This window comes from Vibrio sp. Vb1729 (genome assembly GCF_033338655.1).
GTDB lineage: Bacteria > Pseudomonadota > Gammaproteobacteria > Enterobacterales > Vibrionaceae > Vibrio > Vibrio alginolyticus.
Map to the genome: position 1 here is coordinate 4,903 of NZ_JAWOTB010000028.1, position 25,996 is coordinate 30,898.

Below are 25,996 nucleotides of genomic sequence, written 5' to 3' on the forward strand. Positions count from 1 at the left end.
AGAGATAGAGATAGAGATAGAGATAGAGATAGAGATAGAGATAGAGATAGAGATAGAGATAGAGATAGAGATAGAGATAGAGAAGCAAAGCGGGTATGTATTCCCGTTGCAAGCTTGCGCTGTTAGCTCCTTCGTAAGTCATTGCCCCACCGCCTCACCCTTTTCACTTTTCGACAGCGACAAAAAAGCCCCTCACCGAAATGAGGGGCTAGCATTAGACTGACGTTGAGTCCGAGAGAATTAAAGTATTCGAACGACAGAAGGGTGAACGGCGCGATACATGGCGTAATCAATCGCCTTCATGTTACTTGGGAAGACCAAGTTTTCGCACAGCAGGTACGTCTCAACCGACGTATCAATATAGAAAGCTTCACTGTAAGACTCACTGGCTAAATCCAGATCACCATCCAATTCGGCGTGCTTACCGCGAATCACATAGGAAAGCACTGAATCACGTAACCTCAATGCCTGTCCGAGATGCCGCTTGGCTAACGCCATGTCACCAATGATGGTTTCGTGCAGTGCTAAAGCTTCATAAATTCGCGGTTGAATTGGCCCCACCATCATTTTCACATTAGTCTCTAGTGCTTCACTGAGCTGCTGCATTCGCCCTTTCTTCAACTCCTGTGAGAAATCAAGTGCCTTTTGTACATGGTAAGCAATCAACAACTCAGCTTGAACGTAAGCATTATCCGGCTCGATTTCTAAAATGTTTTCCATCAAGTCGATACCTTGGCGGAATTGTTTAGTATCAGAGACATTAAGGTAATGGTTAGCCTGAACAAACAACTCCAACGCGTCGGGATTCATTGGCATTCCCGCCACCAGCATCGTAGATTTCAATTTGGCATCCGATACTTTCAGCACTTGCATCAAATCCAACGACGCTTGTTGAAGCACTGTCTTTAAATGACTACTGGTTAACGCGTATTGACGACTAAACAACACTTTTTCAGATGAGTTATTGCGATATTCCACCTCTAAAAAGCTGCCACCGTCATTCTCACGAACTCTCACCACAACCGATTTACCAGGTACAATGCCAGAAGTAAACGACGCCTTCTTTAGCATGACTCGGTAATCACTGACTTGAGCAATGTCGGACATCAACTTTTGGGCGAATCCGTCTGCCAAATCGTAGCTTAATCCTTCATTCGTAAAATTATCTTGAAACTTGAACTCAATCAGATGGGTATCGATGGCTTGGGTAATACGCACTTCCGATTGCTTGTAGGTAAACACGCCCATCACTACGACCAACATACTGATCCAGATGAAGTTCATAATTCCCAATCGCCAAGGACTGATTTTGTTTTTGCTCTGAGGGGCTTTTTTCTCTTTTGACATCTCGCAGACCGCGCGAGTTAGAGGACCGGCAGGAAAGGTAACGGTTGGTGCTATAGGTAGACAATCCTCTTCCGATTCTTCAACCGAAGGTGGGATCTCTTCATTTTGCCGACTTGTGACAAACTCTTCATGCGTCATAGCAACCACGTTCGCTACCAGCTTATAGCCACGCTTGGGCACCGTGATAACGTAGTTGGTATTTTCCTCTCGACCGTCACGTAGTAGCTTACGCAACTCAAAGATGGATTGAGTCACCACTTGATCGGTCACAATCGCTCCAGCCCAAACGTACTGAATCAATTCCTCGCGGTTGAACACCTCATTCGCATGCTCCGCTAAGAAGTGCAAAAGATTAATTAAGCGTGGCTCAACAGTAACTTCCCTATCTTGTCGATACAGCTTATTTTCATCAACGCTCAAAACCCAGTCATTGATTTGAAAATAGACTCCAACCATGTATGAAAACTCTCGTATCTACAGACAGCGTTACGCTAGGAATCAGACAATGGTCGATTCCTACAAGTAACTAAAGGCAAGATTATAGGTGGGAAAGCAGCGTGTACCTAGAAAAGCAAGTCGCCAAAAATGCAAACTTAAGTTAAGTAATGCAAGAATGAGACTACTCAAGTGCTGCAAGGATAGAGCAATGTGTGGCGTCATCGTCTGTATGACCACAACAAGCATCATTAATCTTCTTTAACGCTCGGCGAATTTTCGTCAGCTCGTTAATTTTCCCATCAATCAGCTCTAACTTAGCAGAAGTAATGGCTTTTACCTCTGCACAGCTGTGTTCTGTCGCTTCTAACTTAATTTCTAACAGGCCTTTAATTTCATCCAGACTCAAGCCAAGATCTTTACCTTTGAGGATAAAGTGCACCTGCTTTTGATTCTCTTCATCATACAAGCGGTAGCCTGATTCGCTTCGCCCTGCGGGTTTTATTAGCGCGTTTTTCTCGTAGAAACGCAATGTATCGGCAGTCACACCACAACGTTTTGCCAGTTCACCTATCTGAAACATAACTTTCCCTATTAACTATCTCGTTACTTTTAAAGCTAAAGAACGACTTTTTTGCAATTATTTTTGAGATGCCAAACGATTGCGCGAGCTTTTTTGTAATAAATTGGTTAGAATACGCGCCATCAAATGTGGAGACTGTTTTCTAGTCAGAAAACACCCTGCAAAGGTCTTTACCAAAACTGGCCAATATTTTACCCCAAGAGGTAAAAACAAGTTCATTTTTGGCAAACATCTTTAACTCCGTGAATTTGAGGAAAATGGAAGCATGAATAACGCTCGTCCTATTCGCCGTGCGCTTATCAGCGTATCAGACAAAACAGGTATTGTTGAGTTTGCGCAAGCTCTTGCTGAGCGCGGTGTCGATATCCTATCTACTGGTGGTACAGCTCGCCTACTTGCCGAACAAGGCATCGCCGTAACCGAAGTCTCTGACTACACTGGTTTCCCAGAAATGATGGACGGCCGCGTTAAAACGCTTCACCCAAAAGTTCACGGTGGTGTGCTTGGTCGTCGTGGCCAAGATGATGACGTGATGGAAAAGCACGGCATCAACCCTATCGATATGGTTGTCGTAAACCTATACCCATTCGCAGAAACCGTTGCCAAAGAAGGCTGTACACTAGCCGACGCGGTTGAAAACATCGATATCGGCGGCCCAACAATGGTTCGTTCTGCAGCGAAAAACCACAAAGACGTGACTATCGTTGTTAACGCAGGTGATTACGGCCGCGTAATTGCAGAAATGGACGAAAACGACAAATCTCTCACTCTCGAAACTCGCTTCGACCTTGCCATCGCTGCTTTTGAACACACTGCCGCTTACGATGGCATGATCGCAAACTACTTCGGCACTATGGTTCCATCTTACGGTGAGAACAAAGAAGGTGATGAAGAAAGCAAATTCCCTCGTACATTCAACCAACAGTTCGAGAAGAAGCAAGACATGCGCTACGGTGAGAACAGCCACCAAGCAGCCGCATTCTACGTTGAAGCAAACCCACAAGAAGCATCCGTTTCTACTGCTCGCCAAATCCAAGGTAAAGCCCTTTCTTACAACAACATCGCAGACACGGACGCAGCGCTTGAGTGTGTGAAAGAGTTCAACGAGCCAGCATGTGTAATCGTAAAACACGCAAACCCATGCGGTGTTGCTCTAGGTAAAGACATCCTAGAAGCGTACAACCGTGCTTACCAAACTGACCCAACATCTGCATTCGGCGGCATCATTGCATTCAACCAAGAGCTAGACGCAGCAACAGCAACCGCTATTGTTGAGCGTCAATTCGTTGAAGTGATCATCGCACCTTCTGTTTCTGCTGAAGCGATTGAAGTGGTTGCAGCGAAGAAGAACGTGCGTCTACTTGAGTGTGGCGAATGGACAACTAAGACAACTGGCTTTGACGTGAAACGCGTGAATGGCGGTCTACTGGTTCAAGACCGTGACCAAGGCATGGTAAGCCTAGACGACCTAAAAGTGGTTTCTAAGCGCCAGCCAACAGAAGAAGAGCTGAAAGATGCACTGTTTTGCTGGAAAGTAGCGAAATACGTGAAATCTAACGCGATCGTTTACTCGAAAAGCGACATGACTATCGGTGTAGGTGCTGGCCAAATGAGCCGCGTTTACTCTGCGAAAATCGCGGGCATCAAAGCTGCAGACGAAGGTCTACAGGTTGAAGGTTGTGTAATGGCATCAGATGCATTCTTCCCATTCCGTGACGGTATCGACGCGGCTGCAGAAGCGGGCATCAAGTGTGTGATCCAACCAGGTGGTTCTATGCGTGATGACGAAGTTATCGCAGCGGCAGACGAACACGGCATGGCGATGATCTTTACCGGTATGCGTCACTTCCGCCACTAATCCTCTCGTCTTCACTGGGACGATAACTGCGTTGACGGCGTTCACTTATCCTAATCACATAGCATACTATGCTCATAGGAATAAGTTCACTTGTCGCCTTGTCCTCGTCCCACTGAATTAGAGAGGTCATACTCAGGTCTTTGCGAAATATCTGAGTTTGAGCAAACGGTATTTATAAGATTAAGGATTTTCATATGCGAGTTTTAATCATTGGTTCAGGCGGTCGTGAACATGCGCTAGGCTGGAAAGCAGCGCAAAACCCAAATGTTGAGACTATTTTCATTGCTCCAGGCAACGCAGGTACAGCACTAGAGCCAAAACTAGAGAACGTAAACATCGATGTAGAAGACATCGCTGGCCTTGTTGCTTTCGCCAAAGAGAAGGCGATTGAACTGACTATCGTTGGCCCAGAAGCACCATTGGTTATTGGTGTGGTTGATGCTTTCCGCGAAGCAGGTTTGCCAATATTCGGCCCGACCCAAGCCGCAGCACAGCTTGAAGGCTCTAAAGCGTTTACCAAAGACTTCCTTGCTCGTCACCAAATCCCAACGGGTGCCTACGCGAATTTCACTGAAATCGAGCCTGCACTGGCTTACGTGCGTGAGCAAGGTGCACCGATCGTGGTGAAAGCCGACGGCCTTGCAGCTGGTAAAGGCGTGATTGTGGCAATGACGCTAGAAGAAGCTGAGGACGCAATCAAAGACATGCTAGCAGGCAACGCATTTGGTGATGCTGGTAGTCGTGTCGTTATCGAAGAGTTCCTAGATGGTGAAGAAGCAAGCTTCATCGTGATGGTGGATGGTGAGAACGTTCTGCCAATGGCCACCAGCCAAGACCACAAACGCGTAGGCGACAAAGATACTGGTCCTAACACCGGTGGCATGGGAGCATACTCTCCAGCTCCAGTGGTAACACAGGAAATCCACAACCGCATCATGGAAGAAGTGATTTACCCAACAGTACGTGGCATGGCCTCTGAAGGTAACCCTTACACTGGTTTCCTATACGCGGGTCTGATGATCGACAAAGACGGCACTCCGAAAGTAATCGAGTACAACTGCCGCTTCGGTGATCCTGAGACACAACCTATCATGATGCGCATGGAATCGGATCTTGTTGATCTGTGCCTAGCGGCAATCGACGAGAAACTGGATCAAGCGGAATCGAAGTGGGATCCACGAGCATCGATTGGTATCGTGCTAGCAGCCGGTGGTTATCCAGCAGCGTACAACAAAGGCGACGTTATTTCGGGTCTGCCACAAGTTGAAATTGAAGGCGAAAAAGTCTTCCATGCTGGTACAGATAACAAAGATGGCGACATCGTGACAAACGGTGGTCGTGTTCTTTGTGCAACCGCACTTGGCAACAGTGTATCAGAAGCGCAGCAGCGTGCTTACGAGCTTGCAAAACAGATCCGTTGGGATGGCATGTTCCATCGCAACGACATCGGCTACCGTGCAATTGCACGTGAGCAAGAAAAATAAAAACAACATGAGTTGGCTAAAAAACAAAAGGCGCACTCAGCGCCTTTTTTATTGTTCTTGTTCGACAGAATTCGAAGCAATGTTTATTCAGAGATCAACGTTGGCCGAGAAACACAATCAAAGTCATCGTCATTGAGCATCAACAGTTCATCGACCATTGCTTTGTTTCGTGACTGCTTGCCGACAAAAGCCACATAACTGTCTACCGATGAGAGACGCTCGATAATAAATTTTGGCAACGTCTGATTAAACTCGAGTGTCGAGAACACCTTACCTTTGCAGGTTTCAAACGATTGACCATTCCAATAACCTTGAATAAGGCTCTGATTGTTACGAGACTGCGCCTTAACCGATGCCACTACGTCATTCGCTTCTGCTTTGTAGCGCTCTAATTGGTCATGCTGAAGTGGTAAGACTTTACGGTTAACACGATATTTTTGGTAAACCGCTTCGCCATCTTTATTGAAACGGATGTGGATTTGAAAAGGCACCAACTCTTGTTTGGTATCAACTTGCTCGCCTTTTCGAATCAACTCTCGCAACTCACCTTCATCCCAGCGATAATCACTCTGGAACCAACCATTGTCCCCCATAGTCACATAATCAGCCGCCGTACTCACACGAGTGAGTTTCTCTGTCATCCAGTACAAGCTGCTAGCATCTCCCGCAACTTTACCACCAGAAAAATGCGTGAATTGTTCTAAATTAGGAGTTTCAACCGACGAACAGCCAAAAAGGGTAAGGCTAGATAGGAGAAGTGAAGTGAGTAGATGTTTTTTCATGAAATTGCACCGAGGCAGGATACCTCGGTGCATTCTAACTTAGTTTACTGATTCTTTCAGCGCTTTACCTGCTACGAATGCTGGTACGTTAGCCGCTGCGATTTGAATCTCGTCACCAGTCTTAGGGTTACGACCAGTACGTGCAGCGCGGTGGTTTACTTTGAATGTACCAAAACCAATTAGTTGAACTTGGTCACCCTCTTTAAGTGCGCCAGTTACACCATCAAGAGTCGCTTCAAGAGCAGCTTTTGCTTGTGCTTTTGATAGGTCTGCTTTCTCTGCGATAAAGTCGATTAATTGGGTCTTGTTCATTAGGTTTCCCTTCTCATAGGTTATCGAATTCGTCTCACTCTAAAACATAAATGCCCCATCTGGCAAAGGTTTGTAAGCGATCTTTCGATTTTCTGACGTACTTTTAGCCATAATATGAGTAATAACTCACAATTTGTTACCACATACCCCCTGAAAACCCTTGCTTTCCAAGGTATTTGGACCAATTTATAAGTCACTTTTGCGGTTATAATAGCTGCAAATAACCACTATCAAACTACATTCAAGGGCAACTATGCTGCTGTTATCCATTTATATCTCTATTGCAATCGGCATTTCGTTTATCTGTTCGGTGCTGGAGGCGGTACTGCTGAGTATCAGTCCGAGCTACATTGCGCAGCTCAATCAACAGGGGCATCCCGCAGCTGGGCAATTGGCTAAGCTGAAATCAGATATCGACCGACCACTGGCATCTATTCTGACTTTAAACACCATCGCTCACACGATCGGCGCGGCCACTGCTGGTGCACAAGCTGCGGTTGTATTTGGTAGCGAAGCATTAGGTATCTTTTCGGCAGTGCTGACATTGGCGATCTTAGTGCTTTCAGAAATCGTACCGAAGACGATTGGCGCGACCTACTGGCGCCAGTTGGCACCCGCTGCCGCGGTCGCATTGCGTTGGATGGTATGGGCGCTTACACCCTTTGTTTGGTTCTCAGAGCAAATCACCAAGCGTCTTGCTCGTAACCACGAAGCTCCGAAGATGCGTGATGAGCTGTCTGCAATGGCGATTCTGGCACGTGAAAGCGGTGAATTTGCCGAGGGTGAATCAAAAATCTTAAGCAACTTGCTTGGCATCCAAGATGTACCCGTAACGCAGGTTATGACGCCACGACCGGTAGTATTCCGTGTCGATGCCACAATGACCATCAATGAGTTCCTAGAAAAACACAAAGATACGCCTTTCTCACGCCCATTGGTTTACAGCGAACAGAAAGATAACATCATTGGTTTTGTGCATCGCCTTGAGTTGTTCAAACTACAACAATCAGGTTGTGGACAGAAACAGTTGGGAGCAATCATGCGCCCAATTCAAGTGGTGCTAAACAATACCACTTTACCTAAAGTATTCGACCAGATGATGACTCATCGCTTACAGCTGGCACTTGTTGTTGATGAATACGGTACCGTGCTAGGTTTGGTAACGTTGGAAGATATTTTTGAACACCTCGTAGGCGAGGAGATCATCGACGAAGCAGATAAAAGCACTGACATGCAGGAGCTGGCTTACCAACGCTGGGAAAGCTGGAAAGAAATGCACGGCGTAATCGAAAGCCGCGATGACGATGAAGAAGATAACGAGCTGGAGAAGCAGGATAAAGAGCCAGAAGCTCAAGAGCCACCGAAACCCGACTCGAAAGAATCGTAATCAGCATTGGGCATAACCGCTTAAACGCACAAACAAAAAAGGCATCCAGTTAGGATGCCTTTTTCTATTTATTCAACGATTAAAGTGCAATACCGATGTTGCTCACACCTTCTTCACGTAGCTCTTCACGCAAATCTTTAATCAAGCTGATGTCACGTTCTACCGCTTCACGCAGCGGACGGAAGATAGCCCACTGGACGTCCCACTCTTCACATACGGCTTCGTTTTCTTTCTGGTTGTCGTTAGTGATTGGCTCTGCGCCTTGTGCTTGCTCTAGATCAGCAACGGTTTGTACCGACTGTTGACTCACTTTAAGCATTGAATCGAAAAGGTAATCGCGGTCCAATAGACCATGCAGTAACGTAGACAAACCCTGACACGCGTCCATCGCTGGGTAAACGCCGTAAAAATCGAACTCATCCGCACTTGGGAACAACTCTTCTAACTTCTCCAATTGACGTTCGAAGTTAATTTTCGCGTTCTTAACTGTCAAAATTTCCCATACACTATCAAGAATCGCTCGGTAAGCACGCGGGTCAGCAAATTCTGTATTCTCACAAAACATCGCATAGTTTGGATACATGCGTTCACACAGACACGCCATAAAGGTAATTTGTTGCCAAGGTTCTAGTTTTTCTAAACGAACCTGAAGAGGATTCTTAAGCATAGTCACTCAATCATTGAAGAAAAAAACAGCGAAAGTGTACTTGATTCATCACAGGGAAAAAAGTTAATGCCGCATTCAAATCAGATTTTCCTGCTCTCAGAGCATCGCGACACCTACAAAACGTTACTGGCAGAGAAAAATCTGCCCGATCTTTGCCTCACCGACCAACCAGAAGCTGCTCAGATCGTACTAGCGGATCCACCCTTACTATCACAAAGCTTAGACGAATTTTCACAGCTTGAATGGGTGCAATCCACGTTTGCTGGTGTCAACGCCTTAACATCCCCTAGCCTTCGTCAGGACTATACTCTAACTAACGTTCGAGGCATCTTTGGTCCACTGATTGCTGAATATGTTTTGGGTTACAGTATTGCCCATTACCGCCACTTTGCCCGATACCACCAGCAACAACAAAACAAACAATGGCAGCCTCACCTATACACGTCATTACAAAGTAAAACCATGGTAATTCTTGGTACCGGTAGCATTGGGGGCTATCTGGGCAACGCCGCTAAAGCAATGGGGATAAAAACTATCGGTATTAACCGCACAGGTATCCCTACTCCAGGCGGCGAGTTTCATCAGACCTTTCATATCAATGAACTAAGTAAGGCATTTGAGCAAGCCGACATCGTTGTGAATACTCTACCAAGTACACCTGAGACGCGACAGTTACTTAATCGTCAAACGCTCAGCCAACTAAATCAGGCGTTATTGTTTAACGTAGGTCGTGGCGACGTACTGGATGAGGCAGGGTTGCTCTTCGCTCTGAAAAACCGTTGGGTAGAACACGCCTTCTTAGATGTGTTTGAGCAAGAACCGTTGTCGGTAGAGCATCCATTTTGGAAACTACCGCAAGTCACCATCACTCCACACATTGCTGCGCTGAGTTTTCCCGAGCAAGTCATCGAGATTTTTGCTGACAACTATCTACGCTGGCGCGATGGGTTTTCATTAAATTATCAAGTGGATTTCGAAAAGGGTTACTAAGAATGTCGTTAGACGAGCTATTGCAGCAAGTGAGGGCCTGCCAGATCTGCGCGGATAACTTACCTTTGGGTGCAAACCCTGTCGTGCAAGCAGCAAAAGGGGCACGCATCCTAATCATCGGTCAGGCCCCTGGCACACGTGTACACAAAACCTCGATACCTTGGAATGACCCAAGTGGTGATCGATTACGCCAATGGCTCGATATCGACAAAGACGTTTTCTACGACCCAAATAAAATTGCCATTGTCCCAATGGGATTCTGTTATCCAGGCAAAGGGAACTCTGGTGATTTACCGCCTCGTAAAGAATGTGCGCCCACTTGGCATAAAAAGATTCTTGAGCAGCTGCCCAATATAGAGCTCACTCTACTAATTGGTCAGTACTCGCAGCAGTACTATCTCACCAACAAACCAAAGACGCTCACGCAAACCGTTCAGCAATGGCAAGATTGGGAACCGGACTTTATCCCGCTCCCTCACCCATCTCCACGCAATACATTGTGGTTAAAGAAGAATCCTTGGTTTGAATCTGACGTCGTGCCATACCTTAAAAAACGCGTTCACTCGATGCTTTAGGTCACCCATGATCTAATTGCTTGTTTATCTGTACAAGAAAATTAGAACATAAAACCCGAAATCATAAGTATTTGTTTATATTAAACTTTAACATCCAGTGTACAGCTAGAGTAGTAATTAGATCATAGTAGGCCAAATACTACTAGAGCTGTACAGCCTTGAGTCTCAGATAGAAAAACTGAATTTTAGGTAAAAAAATACCGGCACTGAATGCCGGCATTTGATTTCAAAAAGTCGAAGTTACTTGTGGTACGGCTTAGATAGCTCGTGTACCGCTTCCACAAATACACCCGCGTTTTCTGGCGGCACATCCAAATGGATACCGTGACCTAGGTTGAACACATGACCAGTACCTGCATTACCAAAACCTTCTAGAATACCCGCGACTTCTTCACGGATACGCTCTGGCGAAGCGTAAAGCATTGATGGGTCCATGTTACCTTGCAGAGCCACTTTATCACCGATACGTACTTTCGCGTCTGCAATGTTGATTGTCCAGTCTAGACCAACCGCATCACAGCCCGTTGCTGCGATTTGCTCAAGCCACATGCCGCCATTCTTAGTAAACAGTGTGACTGGCACGCGACGACCGTCGTTTTCACGAATCAGACCATCTACAATCTTGTGCATGTATTGCAGTGAGAACAAATTGTAATCACGAGGCGTTAGTACGCCACCCCATGTGTCAAATACCATTACCGATTGCGCACCCGCTTTAATTTGCGCGTTTAAGTACTCGATAACGCTGTCTGCCAGCTTATCTAGAAGTAGGTGCAGAGTTTGTGGTTCCGCGTACATCATCTTCTTGATCTTGGTAAACGCTTTAGAGCTACCACCTTCGATCATATACGTCGCAAGAGTCCAAGGACTACCAGAAAAACCAATCAGCGGCACTTCACCCTTCAGGTCTTTACGGATCTGGCGTACTGCGTTCATTACGTATTGCAGTTCACCTTCAGGATCTGGCAAACCAATTTTTTCCACGTCGGCTTTGCATGTAATTGGGTTATCAAAAACAGGTCCTTCACCCGCAGCAAAACGTAAACCAAGCCCCATTGCATCTGGAATCGTTAAGATGTCCGAGAATAAGATCGCGGCATCAAGAGGAAAACGGCGTAATGGTTGAAGTGTCACTTCGGATGCTAATTCTGCATTTCGACACAAAGACATGAAATCACCCGCTTCTGCACGAGTCGCTTTGTATTCTGGTAGGTAACGACCTGCCTGGCGCATCATCCATACTGGTGTGTAATCTACCGGCTCTTTTAAAAGCGCACGCAGATAACGATCATTTTTTAATTCAGTCATTCCGTAATTCCAACTGTTAGGCTTTCTGTGAAAGGGGGTATTCTATCACTGATTTAAGTCCAATAGCTGTGTGCTTTGCAACCTGGATCAAGTTATTAACTTTTAAATCAATGCTTAATTTGCACCCAATCGATATCAGTGTTAAAAATTTGTTCGCTAGCGAAAACTACAATTATAAACTGAGTACTTAGTACTCAGCATCTCATAACGACATCTTACTTACCCCCTCCCTCTCGGAGGGTTTTTTTTATCTATTTATCAGACAATTAGAGTCTATATCTTTCAGCGTTTGTTCGATAAGTGCTCTTGCAATCGTTCCTTTAGGCGCAACAGGCGGCATCTCGTCGATACCAAACCATTGTGCATCAGACAGCTCAGTGTAGTCTGGGCTTAACTCTCCGGATTCATAATCAGCTAAAAACCCCATCATCATACTGGATGGGAAAGCCCAAGGCTGGCTGCCAAAGTAACGAATATTTTTAACGAGAATTCCCGTTTCTTCATGAATTTCTCGAGCCACGCACTCTTCTAATGTCTCACCGACTTCTAGAAAACCCGCAATAACCGTATACATACCATTTCGATGCCTTGGATGTTGGGCTAATAAGATCTGATTTTCTTTACGTACAGCAACGATAATACACGGAAATATTCTAGGATAATGAAGGGTGCGACATTCACCACACTGCATGGCTAACTGGTTATTATTAAGAAAGTTTCTTCCTCCGCACTGTGGACAAAAGCGCAAACTTTGCGTCATGTGCCCATATTGCACAGCTTTACTTAACAACATAAATAATGGCTCAGGAAAATGCAGGCAGTCACGCAGGGATACTAAAGGTAGATCATGCTCTAAATCGGCCAAGTTAAGCCACATGACGGGCGAACCAGAATACTCACCAATGGGTCTTGCACTCGTTACTGGCAGTGATAACTGCTCTGCAGACCCGAAGGGCACAGCACCATCCACCAGCCAAATTTCACTTCCTGCAACAACACACCAGTATGCATTTATCGCGCGGTTAACATCACCTTTTCTTAACATTACACCATCCCTTTGCTTGAAGTTCGTTCATTTTACTGGCAATCTAATTTCATACTAGAGTTTATCGTTAAGTAAATGTGCACTCTAAATTCTAGTAAGGACAAGAGTTTGTAATAACTTTACTAACTTTGCTTTGCAAAGGATACGTTCGCCGATGGGCGATCAGATCATGAGGGCATGGTCATGCTAAGAAAATTCAAACAAACACAAGACCAGTGGGGTGGCTCAAGTGATGTCATTGATCACTGGTTAGAGACACGACAATCCCTGATTGTTGAATATTGTAAGCTTGCAGCGCTGCAACCTTGTTCGAAAACCAATGTTATTGAACTCCCATCTCCTTCCGAACTGCAGGATTTCTGTCAGCACCTCGTTGATTACATCTCCGAAGGCCACTTTAAAATTTATGACATGGTTATGGACCGTTGGAAAGCAACCGGCTTTGTCGTGACTAATGAGATCAATCAAACCTATGGTCAAATTGTTCTAACGACTGAACCATTATTGAACTTTAACGATAAGTACTCAGAAGTGACTGAAGATGATGAATTAAATGATTTCGATTCTGATATGTGTCTCATTGGGGAAATTCTTGAGACTCGCTTTGAAGTCGAGGACTATCTGATACAGCAAATCGCAGAAAGCCTGTCTATGCCACCTGGGGCTTAGTATTTGCAAACATTTAGAAATAGAGTGAGAGAAAAGACTGACGATCATCGTCGGTCTTTTTTGTTTCTAGCTTTATCGAAAATCCCACCGGAAGAACAAAGCAGTATAAAAAACTAAAAAGGCACCCGAAGGTGCCTTTTTCTTAAGCTTTTAACGATTACTCGTTATATGACTTACTCTTCAGAAGAGAAACCAGCGTTTAGAAGTGCCGCTAGGTTATCCGTTGCTTGCTCAGCAGAAGGACCATCTTGCGCTTCAGAACGTTTAGCTTGACGCTCTTGGTGGTATGCGAAACCAGTACCAGCTGGGATCAGACGACCAACAATTACGTTCTCTTTCAGACCACGTAGGTCATCACGCTTACCAGAAACCGCAGCTTCTGTTAGTACGCGAGTTGTCTCCTGGAACGATGCCGCAGAGATGAACGACTCAGTCGCTAGAGATGCTTTAGTAATACCTAGTAGTTCACGTTCGAAACGTGCAGGCTCTTTGCCTTCAGCTTCTAGGTTACGGTTAGCAATCTTAACTTGTGAGTACTCAATCTGTTCACCAGGTAGGAACTCAGAGTCACCAGAGTGGGTAATAGTACACTTACGTAGCATCTGACGAACGATAGTTTCAATGTGCTTATCGTTAATCTTAACGCCTTGTAGACGGTAAACTTCCTGTACTTCGTTAGCAATGTACTGCGTTACCGCGTGTACGCCACGTAGACGTAGGATGTCATGTGGAGACTCTGGACCATCTGCGATCACATCACCACGTTCAACTTTTTCACCTTCGAATACGTTCAACTGACGATGCTTAGGAATCATCTCTTCGTAAGCTTCACCGCTTTCACGTGTGATCACTAGGCGACGTTTACCTTTCGTCTCTTTACCAAAGCTCACAGTACCTGTGTGCTCAGCAAGGATTGCAGGCTCTTTCGGCTTACGTGCTTCAAATAGGTCAGCAACTCGTGGAAGACCACCGGTGATATCTTTGTTACCGCCAGACTTCTGAGGAATACGTGCTAGTGTTGCACCAACACCTACTGCTGCGCCATCTTCGATGTTCACAATCGCTTTACCAGGTAGGAAGTAGTGAGCTGGCATATCAGTACCAGGGATCATTACATCGTTACCTTGCTCGTCAACAAGTTTGATAGCTGGACGCATATCTTTACCTGCTGAAGGGCGAGCTGCTGGGTCAGTTACTTCGCTTGAAGATAGACCAGTTAGGTCATCAGTTTGACGAGATACTGTTACGCCGTCGATCATATCTACGAACTGGATGCGACCTGCTACCTCGGTAATGATAGGTAGTGTGTGCGCTTCCCAGTTTGCAACTGTTTCGCCAGCTTGAACTGTATCACCATCGCCTTTGCTTAGTAGCGTACCGTAAGGCAGTTTGTGTTTCTCTTTAGTACGACCAAACTCATCAACGATAGTTAACTCTGTCGCACGAGAGGTGATAACGATCTTACCGTCATCAGCCAATACAGATTTAGCGTTGTGTAGCTTGATAGAACCGTTGTTCTTAACTTGAACACTGTTCTCTGCCGCTGCTGTCGATGCCGCACCACCGATGTGGAACGTACGCATCGTTAGCTGTGTACCTGGCTCACCGATAGACTGAGCAGCAATAACACCCACTGCTTCACCTTGGTTCACTAGGTGACCACGTGCTAGGTCACGACCGTAACATTGTGCACAACAACCGAAGTCAGAATCACACGTTACTACAGAGCGCACTTTCATGCTGTCTACTGAGTTCTCTTCCATGATTTGACACCACTTCTCATCGATCAGGGTGTTACGTGGAATAAGAACGTCTTCAGTGCCAGGTATTAGTACGTCTTCAGCAACAACACGACCAAGAGCAAGCTCAGAAAGTGCAACTTTAACATCACCACCCTCGATGTGAGGCATCATGTCGACACCTTCGTGAGTGCCACAGTCATGTTCAGTTACAACAACGTCTTGAGCAACGTCTACTAGACGACGAGTTAGGTAACCCGAGTTCGCTGTTTTCAGTGCCGTATCCGCAAGACCCTTACGAGCACCGTGCGTTGAGATAAAGTACTGAAGTACGTTTAGACCTTCTTTAAAGTTCGCTGTGATCGGCGTTTCGATGATTGAACCATCTGGACGCGCCATCAGACCACGCATACCCGCAAGCTGACGAATCTGTGCTGCAGAACCACGAGCGCCCGAGTCCGCCATCATATAGATGCTGTTGAATGACTCTTGCTGTTCCTCTTCACCGTCACGGTTAACTACCGTTTCAGATGAAAGGTTTTCCATCATTGCTTTCGCAACACGGTCGTTGGTCGATGCCCAGATATCGATAACTTTGTTGTAGCGTTCGCCCGCAGTAACAAGACCTGATTGGTACTGTTCCTGGATTTCACGTACTTCTTCTTCCGCTTCTGCGATTTCAGTGTACTTAGCTGCAGGTACAACCATATCGTCGATACCAACAGATACACCAGAAAGTGCCGCGTATGCGAAACCTGTGTACATGATTTGGTCAGCGAAGATTACTGTGTCTTTCAGACCTAGTTTACGGTACGCCTCGTTAAGTAGGTTAGAGATTTGCTTCTTACCTAGCTTTTGGTTAACGATGCTGTACGGTAGACCAGCTGGCACGATTTGCCATAGCATTGCACGACCAACAGTGGTGTCTACCATCTTGGTTTCTGTAGTGCTGTTGCCATCTTCGTCTACAACAGTTTCTGTAATACGTACTTTAACGCGTGCGTGAAGCTCAGCTTGTTTAGTGCGGTATGCTTTCTCAGCCTCTTCTGGGCCAGAAAGGTACATGCCTTCACCTTTCACGTTGATCTTTTCACGAGTCATGTAGTACAGACCCAATACAACGTCCTGAGAAGGTACGATGATCGGATCACCTGACGCTGGCGACAGAATGTTGTTTGTCGACATCATCAGAGTACGAGCTTCAAGCTGTGCCTCTAGAGTTAGAGGTACGTGAACCGCCATTTGGTCACCATCGAAGTCCGCGTTGTACGCCGCACAAACAAGTGGGTGTAGCTGAATCGCTTTACCTTCGATCAGTACTGGTTCGAACGCCTGGATACCTAGACGGTGAAGTGTCGGTGCACGGTTCAATAGTACTGGGTGTTCACGGATTACTTCGTCTAGGATATCCCAAACGACCGCTTCTTCACGCTCTACCATTTTCTTAGCAGCTTTGATTGTAGTCGCAAGACCACGAGTCTCTAGCTTGCTGTAGATGAATGGTTTGAATAGCTCAAGTGCCATCTTCTTAGGAAGACCACACTGGTGTAGACGAAGGTATGGACCTACTGTGATTACAGAACGGCCAGAGTAGTCTACACGTTTACCTAGAAGGTTCTGACGGAAACGACCTTGTTTACCCTTGATCATATCAGCAAGAGATTTCAAAGGACGCTTGTTAGAACCTGTGATCGCACGACCACGACGACCGTTATCTAGTAGCGCATCAACAGACTCTTGCAGCATACGTTTTTCGTTACGTACGATGATGTCCGGAGCAGCTAGCTCTAGAAGACGCTTCAAACGGTTGTTACGGTTGATCACACGACGGTATAGATCGTTAAGATCAGAAGTCGCAAAGCGACCGCCATCTAGAGGTACTAGAGGACGTAGATCTGGCGGAAGTACTGGAAGTACAGTTAGGATCATCCACTCAGGGTTGTTACCCGATGCGATGAAGGCTTCTACCAGCTTAAGACGCTTAGTTACTTTCTTACGCTTAGTTTCAGAGTTTGTTGTCTCTAACTCTTCACGCATTTGTTCTGCTTCAGCGTGCATATCCATAGAACCTAGTAGGTCCTTGATAGCTTCCGCACCCATCTTAGCAGTGAACTCGTCGCCCCACTCTTCTAGACGATCTAGATACTCTTCTTCAGTAAGCATCTGACCTTTTTCTAGATCAGTCATACCAGGCTCTGTTACTACGTACATTTCGAAGTACAGAACGCGTTCGATATCACGTAGAGGGATATCCATTAGTAGACCGATACGAGACGGTAGCGATTTTAGGAACCAGATGTGAGCTACTGGTGAAGCCAGTTCAATGTGGCCCATACGGTCACGACGAACTTTAGTTTGTGTAACTTCTACACCACACTTCTCACAGATAACACCACGGTGCTTCAGGCGCTTGTACTTACCACAAAGACATTCGTAGTCTTTAACTGGACCAAAGATACGCGCACAGAACAGACCATCGCGTTCAGGTTTGAACGTACGATAGTTGATCGTTTCAGGTTTTTTAACTTCACCGAAAGACCATGAACGGATCATGTCTGGTGAAGATAGACCGATTTTGATTGCATCAAATTCTTCGGTCTTATGCTGTGCTTTTAGAAAGTTTAATAAGTCTTTCACAATCAGCTCCTGTAAGGAGTTAAAAGGAGCTCACTTGCTAAAGTGAGCACCTTCTTCCAAATAATCGCTTTGATTCTCTCGACTTTCATCAAGAGAGAAAAGGATTACTCTTCGTCTTCTAGCTCGATGTTGATACCTAGCGAGCGGATCTCTTTCAACAGTACGTTGAACGATTCTGGCATGCCAGGTTCCATGCTGTGGTTACCGTCTACGATGTTCTTGTACATCTTAGTACGGCCGTTAACGTCATCCGACTTAACCGTTAGCATTTCTTGTAGCGTGTAAGCAGCACCGTATGCTTCTAGTGCCCATACTTCCATCTCACCGAAACGCTGACCACCGAACTGAGCTTTACCACCTAGTGGCTGCTGAGTTACTAGGCTGTACGAACCAGTTGAACGAGCGTGCATCTTGTCATCAACAAGGTGGTTCAGTTTCAGCATGTACATGTAACCAACAGTTACAGGACGCTCAAACGCATCACCTGTGCGACCATCAAACAGTGTTAACTGACCTGATGTTGGTAGATCTGCTAGCTCAAGAAGTGCTTTGATTGACTCTTCTGGAGCGCCATCAAATACAGGAGTCGCGATTGGTAGACCGCCACGCAAGTTCTTGATCAGAGTACGTACTTCATCATCAGATAGAGAAGCAATGTCTACTTTCTGGCGAGTGTCGCCTAGATCGTAAACTTTTTGTAGGAACTCGCGGAATTTCGCTAGTTCTTGCTGCTCTTTAACCATCTGGTTGATCTTGTCACCGATACCTTTCGCTGCCAGACCTAAGTGTACTTCTAGGATCTGACCGATGTTCATACGCGAAGGTACACCCAGTGGGTTAAGTACGATGTCTACAGGCTGACCTTTCTCATCGTATGGCATGTCTTCAACAGGGTTGATCTTAGAGATTACACCCTTGTTACCGTGACGACCCGCCATCTTATCACCAGGCTGAATGCGACGTTTAACCGCTAGGTAAACCTTAACGATCTTCAGTACACCAGGTGCTAAATCATCACCTTGAGTGATCTTACGACGCTTAGTTTCGAACTTCTTATCGAAGTCGGCTTTTAGCTCATCCCACTGCTCAGCAAGTTGCTCAAGCTGAGTTTGTAGTGCGTCATCTTCTAGCGTTAGTTCTAGCCACTTCTTACGATCAGTTGTGTCTAGTTTCGCTTCAGAGTAACCGCCTTCAATCAATACAGCTTTAACACGGTTTAGAAGGCCGCCCTCAAGAATCTGGAATTCTTCAGTTAGGTCTTTCTTCGCTTCTTTAAGCTGCATCTGTTCGATTTCAAGCGCACGCTTGTCTTTCTCTACGCCATCGCGAGTAAAGACTTGAACGTCGATGATCGTACCTGATACAGAGTTAGGTACACGTAGTGAAGTATCTTTAACGTCAGATGCTTTTTCACCGAAGATTGCACGTAGTAGCTTCTCTTCAGGCGTTAGCTGAGTTTCACCTTTAGGTGTAACTTTACCAACTAGGATGTCGCCACCCTTAACTTCAGCACCGATGTAAACGATACCTGACTCGTCTAGTTTAGACAGAGCAGACTCACCTACGTTTGGAATATCCGCTGTGATCTCTTCAGAACCAAGCTTAGTATCACGCGCCACACAAGTCAGTTCTTGGATGTGGATAGTCGTGAAACGGTCTTCTTGAACTACGCGCTCAGATACTAAGATCGAGTCTTCGAAGTTGTAACCGTTCCAAGGCATGAACGCGATACGCATGTTTTGACCAAGCGCTAGTTCACCAAGGTCTGTTGAAGGACCATCAGCAAGAACGTCACCGCGTGATACAGGCTCACCTGGCATCACACATGGGCGCTGGTTAATACATGTGTTCTGGTTAGAACGTGTGTATTTAGTCAGGTTGTAGATGTCGATACCAGCTTCACCTGGTACTAGCTCTTCTTCGTTAACTTTAACAACGATACGAGAAGCATCTACTGACTGGATTACACCACCACGTTTAGCAACTGCAGTTACACCTGAGTCAACGGCTACGTTACGTTCAATACCAGTACCAACAAGCGGTTTGTCAGCTTTCAGTGTTGGAACTGCCTGACGTTGCATGTTCGCACCCATCAATGCACGGTTCGCATCATCGTGTTCTAGGAACGGGATAAGCGATGCAGCGATAGATACAACCTGGTTTGTCGCAACGTCCATGTACTGAGCGTGCTCACGAGGGTGTAGACCAGATTCACCTTTCTGACGAGCTGTGATCAGCTCATCTGCAAAAGTACCATCTTCGTTTAGCTTAGCGTTCGCCTGTGCGATAACGAATTGGCCTTCTTCGATTGCAGATAGGTAATCTACTTCGTCTGTTACTACGCCATCTACAACGCGACGGTATGGTGTCTCTAGGAAACCGTACTCGTTACAACGCGCAAACGCAGATAGAGAGTTGATCAGACCGATGTTTGGACCTTCAGGCGTTTCGATAGGACATAGACGACCGTAGTGAGTTACGTGTACGTCACGTACTTCGAAGCCAGCACGTTCACGAGTTAGACCGCCAGGACCCAATGCAGAAATACGACGCTTGTGCGTTACTTCTGATAGCGGGTTGTTTTGGTCCATGAACTGTGAAAGCTGTGAAGAGCCAAAGAATTCTTTAACTGCCGCAGAAATTGGCTTCGCGTTTATCAAGTCTTGAGGCATGATTGCGTCAAGATCGCCTAGGCTTAGACGCTCTTTAACTGCACGCTCAACACGTACTAGACCTACACGGAACTGGTTCTCAGCCATTTCGCCTACAGAACGGATACGACGGTTGCCTAGGTGGTCGATATCGTCCACTTCGCCCTTACCGTTACGGATCGCGATCAGCTTCTTCATCACTTCGATGATATCAGTTTCATCAAGTGTGCCTTGCTCTTGAGCATCTTCACGGCCGATAGAGCTGTTGAACTTCATACGACCAACAGTCGATAGATCGTAACGCTCTTCAGAGAAGAATAGGCTTTCGAATAGAGCTTCTGCAGCTTCTTTTGTTGGCGGCTCACCAGGGCGCATCATGCGGTAGATTTCTACCAATGCAGAAATACGATCAACCGTGCTGTCGATACGTAGTGTTTCTGACATGAATGGACCATGGTCTAGATCGTTCGTGAATAGAACTTCTAGCGCTTTGTGGCCAGCCTGAGATAGGTTCGCTAGTGCTTCCAGGCTGATTTCCTGGTTAGCGTTAACAATGATCTCGCCAGTTGCTTCATTGATGTAATCTTTAGATGCAACTTTACCAACGATGTACTCAACTGGTACTTCGATGTGATCAACGCCATCTTTTTCTAGTTGGCGGATATGACGAGCTGTTACGCGACGACCCTGCTCAACGTAAACTTTACCATTTGCTTCGATGTCGAATGACGCAGTTTCACCACGTAGACGATCAGGAACCAACTCCATCAATAGAGTTTGGTCTTTCACTTCGAAGTTCACTTTCTCGAAGAAGATATCTAGGATTTCTTCTGTCGACTTACCTAGTGCTCGAAGGATGATCGATGCTGGTAGCTTACGACGGCGGTCGATACGAACGTACAAGTTATCCTTAGGATCAAACTCGAAATCAAGCCATGAACCACGGTAAGGAATAACACGTGCGTTGTATAAAACTTTACCTGAAGAGTGGGTCTTACCCTTATCGCTGTCGAAGAACACGCCTGGGCTTCGGTGCAGCTGGGATACGATAACCCTCTCGGTACCGTTGATTACGAAGGTACCATTGTCTGTCATGAGTGGAATTTCACCCATGTAGACTTCTTGTTCTTTAATGTCTTTTACAGTACCTGCTGGCGCGTCTTTATCAAAGATAACTAGGCGTAGTTTTACACGTAGTGGCTTTGAGTAAGTTACACCGCGGATTTGACATTCTTTAACGTCAAAAACTGGCTCACCAAGACGGTAGCTAACGTATTGCAGCTCAGAATTGCCGTTGTAGCTCTGAATCGGGAATACAGAACGGAAAGCGGCTTCAAGACCGTATTGACCTTCAGGATCCTGTTCGATAAATTTGTCGAACGAATCGAGCTGGATCGATAGCAGGTATGGAATGTCCAAAACTTGTGGACGAGTACCAAAGTCCTTACGGATGCGCTTTTTCTCGGTATAAGAGTAAACCATGGGGTTCCTCAGCTCGCTGATAAGTGACCCAAACTGTCCGCCCGCTCCTAGTTACTTAAGGGGGGTAAGGGACAGTGACTAATATAGCTGTTTACTGTAGTGACATTTCATTTCGTAAGAATGAAATGTTTTTTGCATGGATATCAGGCGCTTAAACAGCGGGAAAATTCGCCTATACCCTACAGCGCAAAAAGGCCGGTGGTTAAAAAACCACCAGCCAATTAGCCGTTAGGCTAAGAAACTATGCAATAATTACTTAACAGCAACAGTTGCACCAGCTTCTTCTAGCTGAGCTTTAAGAGCTTCAGCTTCTGCTTTCTCAACACCTTCTTTAAGAGGTGCTGGAGCGCCGTCTACTAGAGCTTTAGCTTCTTTAAGACCTAGGCCAGTTGCGCCACGTACTGCTTTGATTACAGCAACTTTGTTACCGCCAGCAGCTTCTAGGATTACGTCGAATTCAGTTTGCTCAGCAGCAGCTTCGCCTGCAGCAGCGCCGCCAGCTACAACAGCAGCAGCAGCAGAAACACCGAATTTCTCTTCCATTGCTTCGATTAGTTCAACAACTTGCATTACAGACATTTCTGCAACTGCGTCTAGGATTTGCTCGTTAGTAATAGACATAACAATTCTCTTTTAAGTCAACAATAAGTTTATTAAGCAACCAGTAAAAAGCAAGGCTTATGCCGCTGCTTCTTGTTTTTGATCGCGGATAGCTGCGATAGTACGCGCCAGCTTGCCAGCCGAAGCTTCTTTCATGCACATCATTAGGCGTGCAATTGCTTCGTCGTAAGTTGGTAGTGTTGCTAGTACTTCAGCGTCAGTTAAAGCGCCTTCAAATGCAGCAGCTTTGATCTCGAAATCTTTGTTCTCTTTAGCGAAGTCTTTGAAAAGACGCGCTGCAGCACCTGGGTGCTCATTAGAGAATGCGATTAGAGTAGGACCAGTGAAAGTGTCAGTTAGACACTCGTACTCAGTACCTTCAACCGCACGACGAGCAAGAGTGTTACGAACAACTCTCATGTAAACGCCAGCTTCACGAGCTTGTTTACGTAGAGAAGTCATCGCGCCAACTTGAACGCCACGAGAATCAGCTACAACTGCAGAAAGTGCACCACTGGCAGCTTCGTTGACTTCAGCAACAATTGCTTTTTTGTCTTGAAGGTTTAAAGCCATCTTGGATTTACTCCTGGTTGTCGTTACACCACTCACTATCATCACGACAGTGAGAGCTATTGAGGTGCTTCCCCAGAAGAAAGTTAACTATATTACATAGAGCTTTCTGTCAGTTCGGGCACCATCTACGTAGGATAATTAAGTTTGCTTTTACACAAACACCTACGGTCTTGGACGGAGACTGGGTCTTAATTCATTTCGAACTAGGAGACAGTTCAAAGAACCAAAGTTCAGCCCCAACCACAAATATTAGGCGCAAAATTATACACTAATTTTGCGCCTAAGCAAATAAATTATGCTTGAGTGTTCAGGCTAGCCTGATCAACAGCAACACCAGCACCCATAGTAGTAGAGATGCTTACTTTCTTCAGGAAAGTACCTTTCGCTGAAGATGGCTTAGCTTTCTTCAGAGCAACTAGAAGTGCTTCTAGGTTCTCTTTGATCTGCTCAGCAGAGAAGTTTGCTTTACCGATAGTAGTGTGGATGATGCCGTTTTTGTCGTTACGGTAACGAACCTGACCAGCTTTAGCGTTTTTAACTGCTTCAGCAACGTTAGGAGTTACAGTACCAACTTTAGGGTTTGGCATAAGACCGCGAGGACCTAGGATAGTACCTAGTTGACCTACAACGCGCATTGCATCTGGAGAAGCAACAACTACGTCAAAGTTCATTTCGCCTTTCTTAACTTGCTCAGCAAGATCTTCCATACCTACGATGTCTGCGCCAGCTTCTTTAGCTGCTTCAGCGTTAGCACCTTGAGTGAACACTGCAACGCGGATTTCGCGGCCAGTACCGTGAGGTAGTACAGTTGCACCACGTACGTTCTGGTCAGATTTACGAGCATCAATGCCAAGGTTAACAGCAACGTCTACAGACTCAACGAATTTAGCAGTCGCTAGTTCTTGAAGAAGAGCAACAGCTTCGTTGATTTCGTATTCTTTAGTTACGTCAACTTTTTCGCGGATTACGCGCATGCGCTTAGTTAGTTTTGCCATCTTATTAACCCTCTACCACTAGGCCCATTGAACGAGCAGTACCAGCGATAGAACGCTTCATCGCTTCGATGTCAGCACCAGTCATATCAGCAGCTTTAGTTTCTGCGATTTCTTGGATTTGAGCGTCAGTTACAGTACCAACTTTTTCAGTGTTTGGACGACCTGAACCAGACTTAACGCCAGCAGCTTTCTTAAGAAGAACAGCAGCAGGTGGAGTCTTAGTTACGAACGTGAAAGAACGGTCGCTGTATACTGTGATAACTACTGGAGTTGGTAGACCTTTCTCAATAGATTCTGTTTTTGCGTTGAACGCTTTACAGAATTCCATGATGTTCACACCGTGTTGACCTAGTGCAGGACCTACTGGTGGACTAGGGTTAGCCATACCAGCAGCAACTTGTAGCTTGATGTAAGCTTCAACTTTCTTAGCCATGATAATTCCTAAGTTTGGGTACAAACGCTAATCGCGGATCAGCTCCCCGTTTGTGTAAGAAACTTTTTACTTCACTTGAAGTAAAAAGGCGCGAAATTATAGTCATAATCCGCGCCTTATACAACCCTAAAAAGGTGATTTTTTATACTCTTTAACGAAGAGTCTTAGTCCAGCTTTTCAACCTGACCAAATTCAAGCTCAACTGGTGTCGCACGACCAAAGATCGATACAGACACTTTCAGGCGGCTCTTCTCGTAATCCACTTCTTCAACAGTACCGTTGAAGTCAGCAAATGGACCTTCGTTAACACGTACCACTTCACCCGCTTCGTACATTGTACGCGGACGAGGCGCTTCACTCGCTTTCTCAAGACGATTAAGAATCGCGTCAGCCTCTTTATCCGTGATAGGTGCCGGACGGTCTGAGGTACCACCAATGAAGCCCATGACACGCGGCACACTGCGTACTAGGTGCCATGATTCATCGTTCATAATCATCTGAACAAGGACGTAACCTGGGAAGAACTTACGCTCAGACTTGCGACGCTGACCCGCGCGCATTTCCACTACTTCTTCAGTAGGAACCAGTACTTCACCGAATAGCTCTTCCATGCCGTGCATTTTGATATGCTCGCGCAGAGATTGAGCTACACGACCTTCAAATCCAGAGAAGGCTTGAACCACATACCAGCGTTTTTTTGGAGCTTCACTCATGAATAAAAACCCTCTATACCCCAGTTGCTAGAGCTACTAGACGAACCATAATTCCGTCAATACCCCATAGCACTAGAGCCATTACAATACTTACAGCTAAAACGATCAGTGTTGTTTGCATGGTTTCTTGGCGAGTAGGCCAAACAACTTTACGTACTTCCATACGAGATTCTTTTGCAAAACTGATCGCTGCTTTACCTTTAGTCGTTGTTGCTGCAACGCCTAAGGCAGCTGCAATAAGAACAACAACGCCTGCAGCACGAACCACTACAGACATTTCACCATACAGGTAATTACCCACAACAGCGGCAGCTGCCAATACGAAAGCGGCTACCCACTTAAACGTATCTGCTGCGTTTGAGCTATCAGGAGTTTCAGCATTATTTGCTTTCATAAAACCAACCTGTTACAAGTCTTAATATAGACGACAACAACCCCGCTGTTGCAGGGCAAACTCCATATCGCTGAAAAAATCAGCGTACTCTTCTTAAGATTAAGCCTCTTTGCTTAATCTTGCTCTGCGCCCAACCCACTTCTGAACAAGAAAACAGCAAAAATAATGTTGAGTGCAGAAAAAGGGCATCAAATGATGCCCTTTTTGCTACTGGTTCGTCAAATCTAATTCAAGATTTTCCGAAAGCATCGCTAATTCGCTATGAATTAGTCGAAGATCTTAGCAACAACACCAGCACCTACTGTACGGCCACCTTCACGGATCGCGAAACGTAGAC

22 protein-coding genes and 1 pseudogene are annotated in these 25,996 nt (G+C 45.8%); 7 read left to right on the forward strand and 16 right to left on the reverse strand.

All coding sequences use genetic code 11. From position 1 onward, the window contains the following. Window positions 1-223 (forward strand): hypothetical protein (locus R7E29_RS14065; RefSeq protein ID WP_318082730.1); only part of this gene is annotated, 223 nt, incomplete at its 5' end. Between the two features lie 17 nt (window positions 224-240). Here R7E29_RS14065 and cadC read toward each other — a convergent pair. Both cadC and zntR read right to left on the reverse strand, forming a co-directional pair. Next, window positions 241-1,803, reverse strand: a complete 1,563-nt coding sequence (cadC, locus tag R7E29_RS14070; protein WP_213906795.1) for a lysine decarboxylation/transport transcriptional activator CadC — start codon at window positions 1,801-1,803, stop codon at window positions 241-243. Between the two features lie 163 nt (window positions 1,804-1,966). Beyond that, window positions 1,967-2,365: a Zn(2+)-responsive transcriptional regulator gene (zntR, locus tag R7E29_RS14075; protein ID WP_158174212.1), complete on the reverse strand. Its 399-nt coding sequence runs from the start codon at window positions 2,363-2,365 to the stop codon at window positions 1,967-1,969. Window positions 2,366-2,630: 265 nt separating this feature from the next. On the opposite strand from zntR, the gene purH reads away from it, so the two are divergent. Both purH and purD read left to right on the forward strand, forming a co-directional pair. Further along, window positions 2,631-4,223: a bifunctional phosphoribosylaminoimidazolecarboxamide formyltransferase/IMP cyclohydrolase gene (gene purH, locus R7E29_RS14080; RefSeq protein ID WP_054577302.1), complete on the forward strand. Its 1,593-nt coding sequence runs from the start codon at window positions 2,631-2,633 to the stop codon at window positions 4,221-4,223. Between the two features lie 194 nt (window positions 4,224-4,417). After that, window positions 4,418-5,707 carry a phosphoribosylamine--glycine ligase gene (gene purD / locus R7E29_RS14085; RefSeq protein ID WP_054577303.1) on the forward strand — a complete coding sequence of 430 codons (1,290 nt, stop codon included), beginning with the start codon at window positions 4,418-4,420 and terminating at the stop codon, window positions 5,705-5,707. A gap of 83 nt (window positions 5,708-5,790) precedes the next feature. On the opposite strand, the gene R7E29_RS14090 is transcribed toward purD, so the two are convergent. Together R7E29_RS14090 and hupA are read right to left on the reverse strand one after the other, a co-directional pair. Continuing rightward, window positions 5,791-6,489 carry a DUF1481 domain-containing protein gene (locus tag R7E29_RS14090; RefSeq protein ID WP_017635549.1) on the reverse strand — a complete coding sequence of 233 codons (699 nt, stop codon included), beginning with the start codon at window positions 6,487-6,489 and terminating at the stop codon, window positions 5,791-5,793. 39 nt (window positions 6,490-6,528) lie between these two features. Further along, window positions 6,529-6,801, reverse strand: coding sequence for a nucleoid-associated protein HU-alpha (gene hupA, locus R7E29_RS14095; protein WP_005382524.1), 273 nt, complete (start codon window positions 6,799-6,801; stop codon window positions 6,529-6,531). Window positions 6,802-7,054: 253 nt separating this feature from the next. Here hupA and R7E29_RS14100 point away from each other — a divergent pair, with 253 nt between their 5' ends. Further along, window positions 7,055-8,188: a hemolysin family protein gene (locus tag R7E29_RS14100; protein WP_005384697.1), complete on the forward strand. Its 1,134-nt coding sequence runs from the start codon at window positions 7,055-7,057 to the stop codon at window positions 8,186-8,188. Window positions 8,189-8,267: 79 nt separating this feature from the next. On the opposite strand, the gene R7E29_RS14105 is transcribed toward R7E29_RS14100, so the two are convergent. Next, entirely contained in the window at window positions 8,268-8,855 is a 588-nt protein-coding gene (locus tag R7E29_RS14105) for a YjaG family protein (protein ID WP_005382520.1), read from the reverse strand. Between the two features lie 66 nt (window positions 8,856-8,921). On the opposite strand from R7E29_RS14105, the gene R7E29_RS14110 reads away from it, so the two are divergent. Beyond that, window positions 8,922-9,845, forward strand: a complete 924-nt coding sequence (locus tag R7E29_RS14110) for a D-2-hydroxyacid dehydrogenase (protein ID WP_054577304.1) — start codon at window positions 8,922-8,924, stop codon at window positions 9,843-9,845. Window positions 9,846-9,847: 2 nt separating this feature from the next. Beyond that, entirely contained in the window at window positions 9,848-10,420 is a 573-nt protein-coding gene (locus tag R7E29_RS14115) for a uracil-DNA glycosylase family protein (protein WP_005382518.1), read from the forward strand. Between the two features lie 240 nt (window positions 10,421-10,660). On the opposite strand, the gene hemE is transcribed toward R7E29_RS14115, so the two are convergent. Both hemE and nudC read right to left on the reverse strand, forming a co-directional pair. Then, on the reverse strand, window positions 10,661-11,728 hold the full coding sequence (gene hemE / locus R7E29_RS14120; RefSeq protein WP_054577305.1) for a uroporphyrinogen decarboxylase: 1,068 nt from the start codon (window positions 11,726-11,728) through the stop codon (window positions 10,661-10,663). A gap of 247 nt (window positions 11,729-11,975) precedes the next feature. After that, entirely contained in the window at window positions 11,976-12,773 is a 798-nt protein-coding gene (gene nudC, locus R7E29_RS14125; RefSeq protein WP_005382516.1) for an NAD(+) diphosphatase, read from the reverse strand. A gap of 177 nt (window positions 12,774-12,950) precedes the next feature. On the opposite strand from nudC, the gene R7E29_RS14130 reads away from it, so the two are divergent. Further along, entirely contained in the window at window positions 12,951-13,442 is a 492-nt protein-coding gene (locus R7E29_RS14130) for an Rsd/AlgQ family anti-sigma factor (protein ID WP_005382515.1), read from the forward strand. Between the two features lie 173 nt (window positions 13,443-13,615). Here R7E29_RS14130 and rpoC read toward each other — a convergent pair whose 3' ends face one another. From rpoC to R7E29_RS14175, 9 genes and pseudogenes are all read right to left on the reverse strand, one after another. Beyond that, window positions 13,616-17,818: a DNA-directed RNA polymerase subunit beta' gene (gene rpoC / locus R7E29_RS14135; RefSeq protein ID WP_318082734.1), complete on the reverse strand. Its 4,203-nt coding sequence runs from the start codon at window positions 17,816-17,818 to the stop codon at window positions 13,616-13,618. Between the two features lie 104 nt (window positions 17,819-17,922). Then, window positions 17,923-21,951, reverse strand: coding sequence for a DNA-directed RNA polymerase subunit beta (gene rpoB / locus R7E29_RS14140; RefSeq protein ID WP_005384685.1), 4,029 nt, complete (start codon window positions 21,949-21,951; stop codon window positions 17,923-17,925). A 252-nt stretch (window positions 21,952-22,203) separates the two neighbouring features. After that, window positions 22,204-22,572: a 50S ribosomal protein L7/L12 gene (rplL, locus tag R7E29_RS14145; protein WP_005382540.1), complete on the reverse strand. Its 369-nt coding sequence runs from the start codon at window positions 22,570-22,572 to the stop codon at window positions 22,204-22,206. Between the two features lie 57 nt (window positions 22,573-22,629). Continuing rightward, the gene (gene rplJ / locus R7E29_RS14150) at window positions 22,630-23,124 is read right to left on the reverse strand and encodes a 50S ribosomal protein L10 (protein ID WP_005382538.1); all 495 of its coding nucleotides are present in this window, start codon (window positions 23,122-23,124) and stop codon (window positions 22,630-22,632) included. Window positions 23,125-23,417: 293 nt separating this feature from the next. Further along, a complete protein-coding gene (gene rplA, locus R7E29_RS14155) occupies window positions 23,418-24,119 on the reverse strand; it encodes a 50S ribosomal protein L1 (RefSeq protein ID WP_005384683.1) in 702 nt (233 codons plus the stop codon). Between the two features lie 4 nt (window positions 24,120-24,123). Beyond that, window positions 24,124-24,552, reverse strand: a complete 429-nt coding sequence (rplK, locus tag R7E29_RS14160; protein ID WP_005384682.1) for a 50S ribosomal protein L11 — start codon at window positions 24,550-24,552, stop codon at window positions 24,124-24,126. A gap of 164 nt (window positions 24,553-24,716) precedes the next feature. Then, the gene (gene nusG, locus R7E29_RS14165; RefSeq protein ID WP_005384681.1) at window positions 24,717-25,265 is read right to left on the reverse strand and encodes a transcription termination/antitermination protein NusG; all 549 of its coding nucleotides are present in this window, start codon (window positions 25,263-25,265) and stop codon (window positions 24,717-24,719) included. 13 nt (window positions 25,266-25,278) lie between these two features. Then, window positions 25,279-25,659: a preprotein translocase subunit SecE gene (secE, locus tag R7E29_RS14170; protein ID WP_005384680.1), complete on the reverse strand. Its 381-nt coding sequence runs from the start codon at window positions 25,657-25,659 to the stop codon at window positions 25,279-25,281. Between the two features lie 266 nt (window positions 25,660-25,925). After that, window positions 25,926-25,996 (reverse strand): annotated as a pseudogene (locus R7E29_RS14175) (elongation factor Tu); the annotation flags it as partial.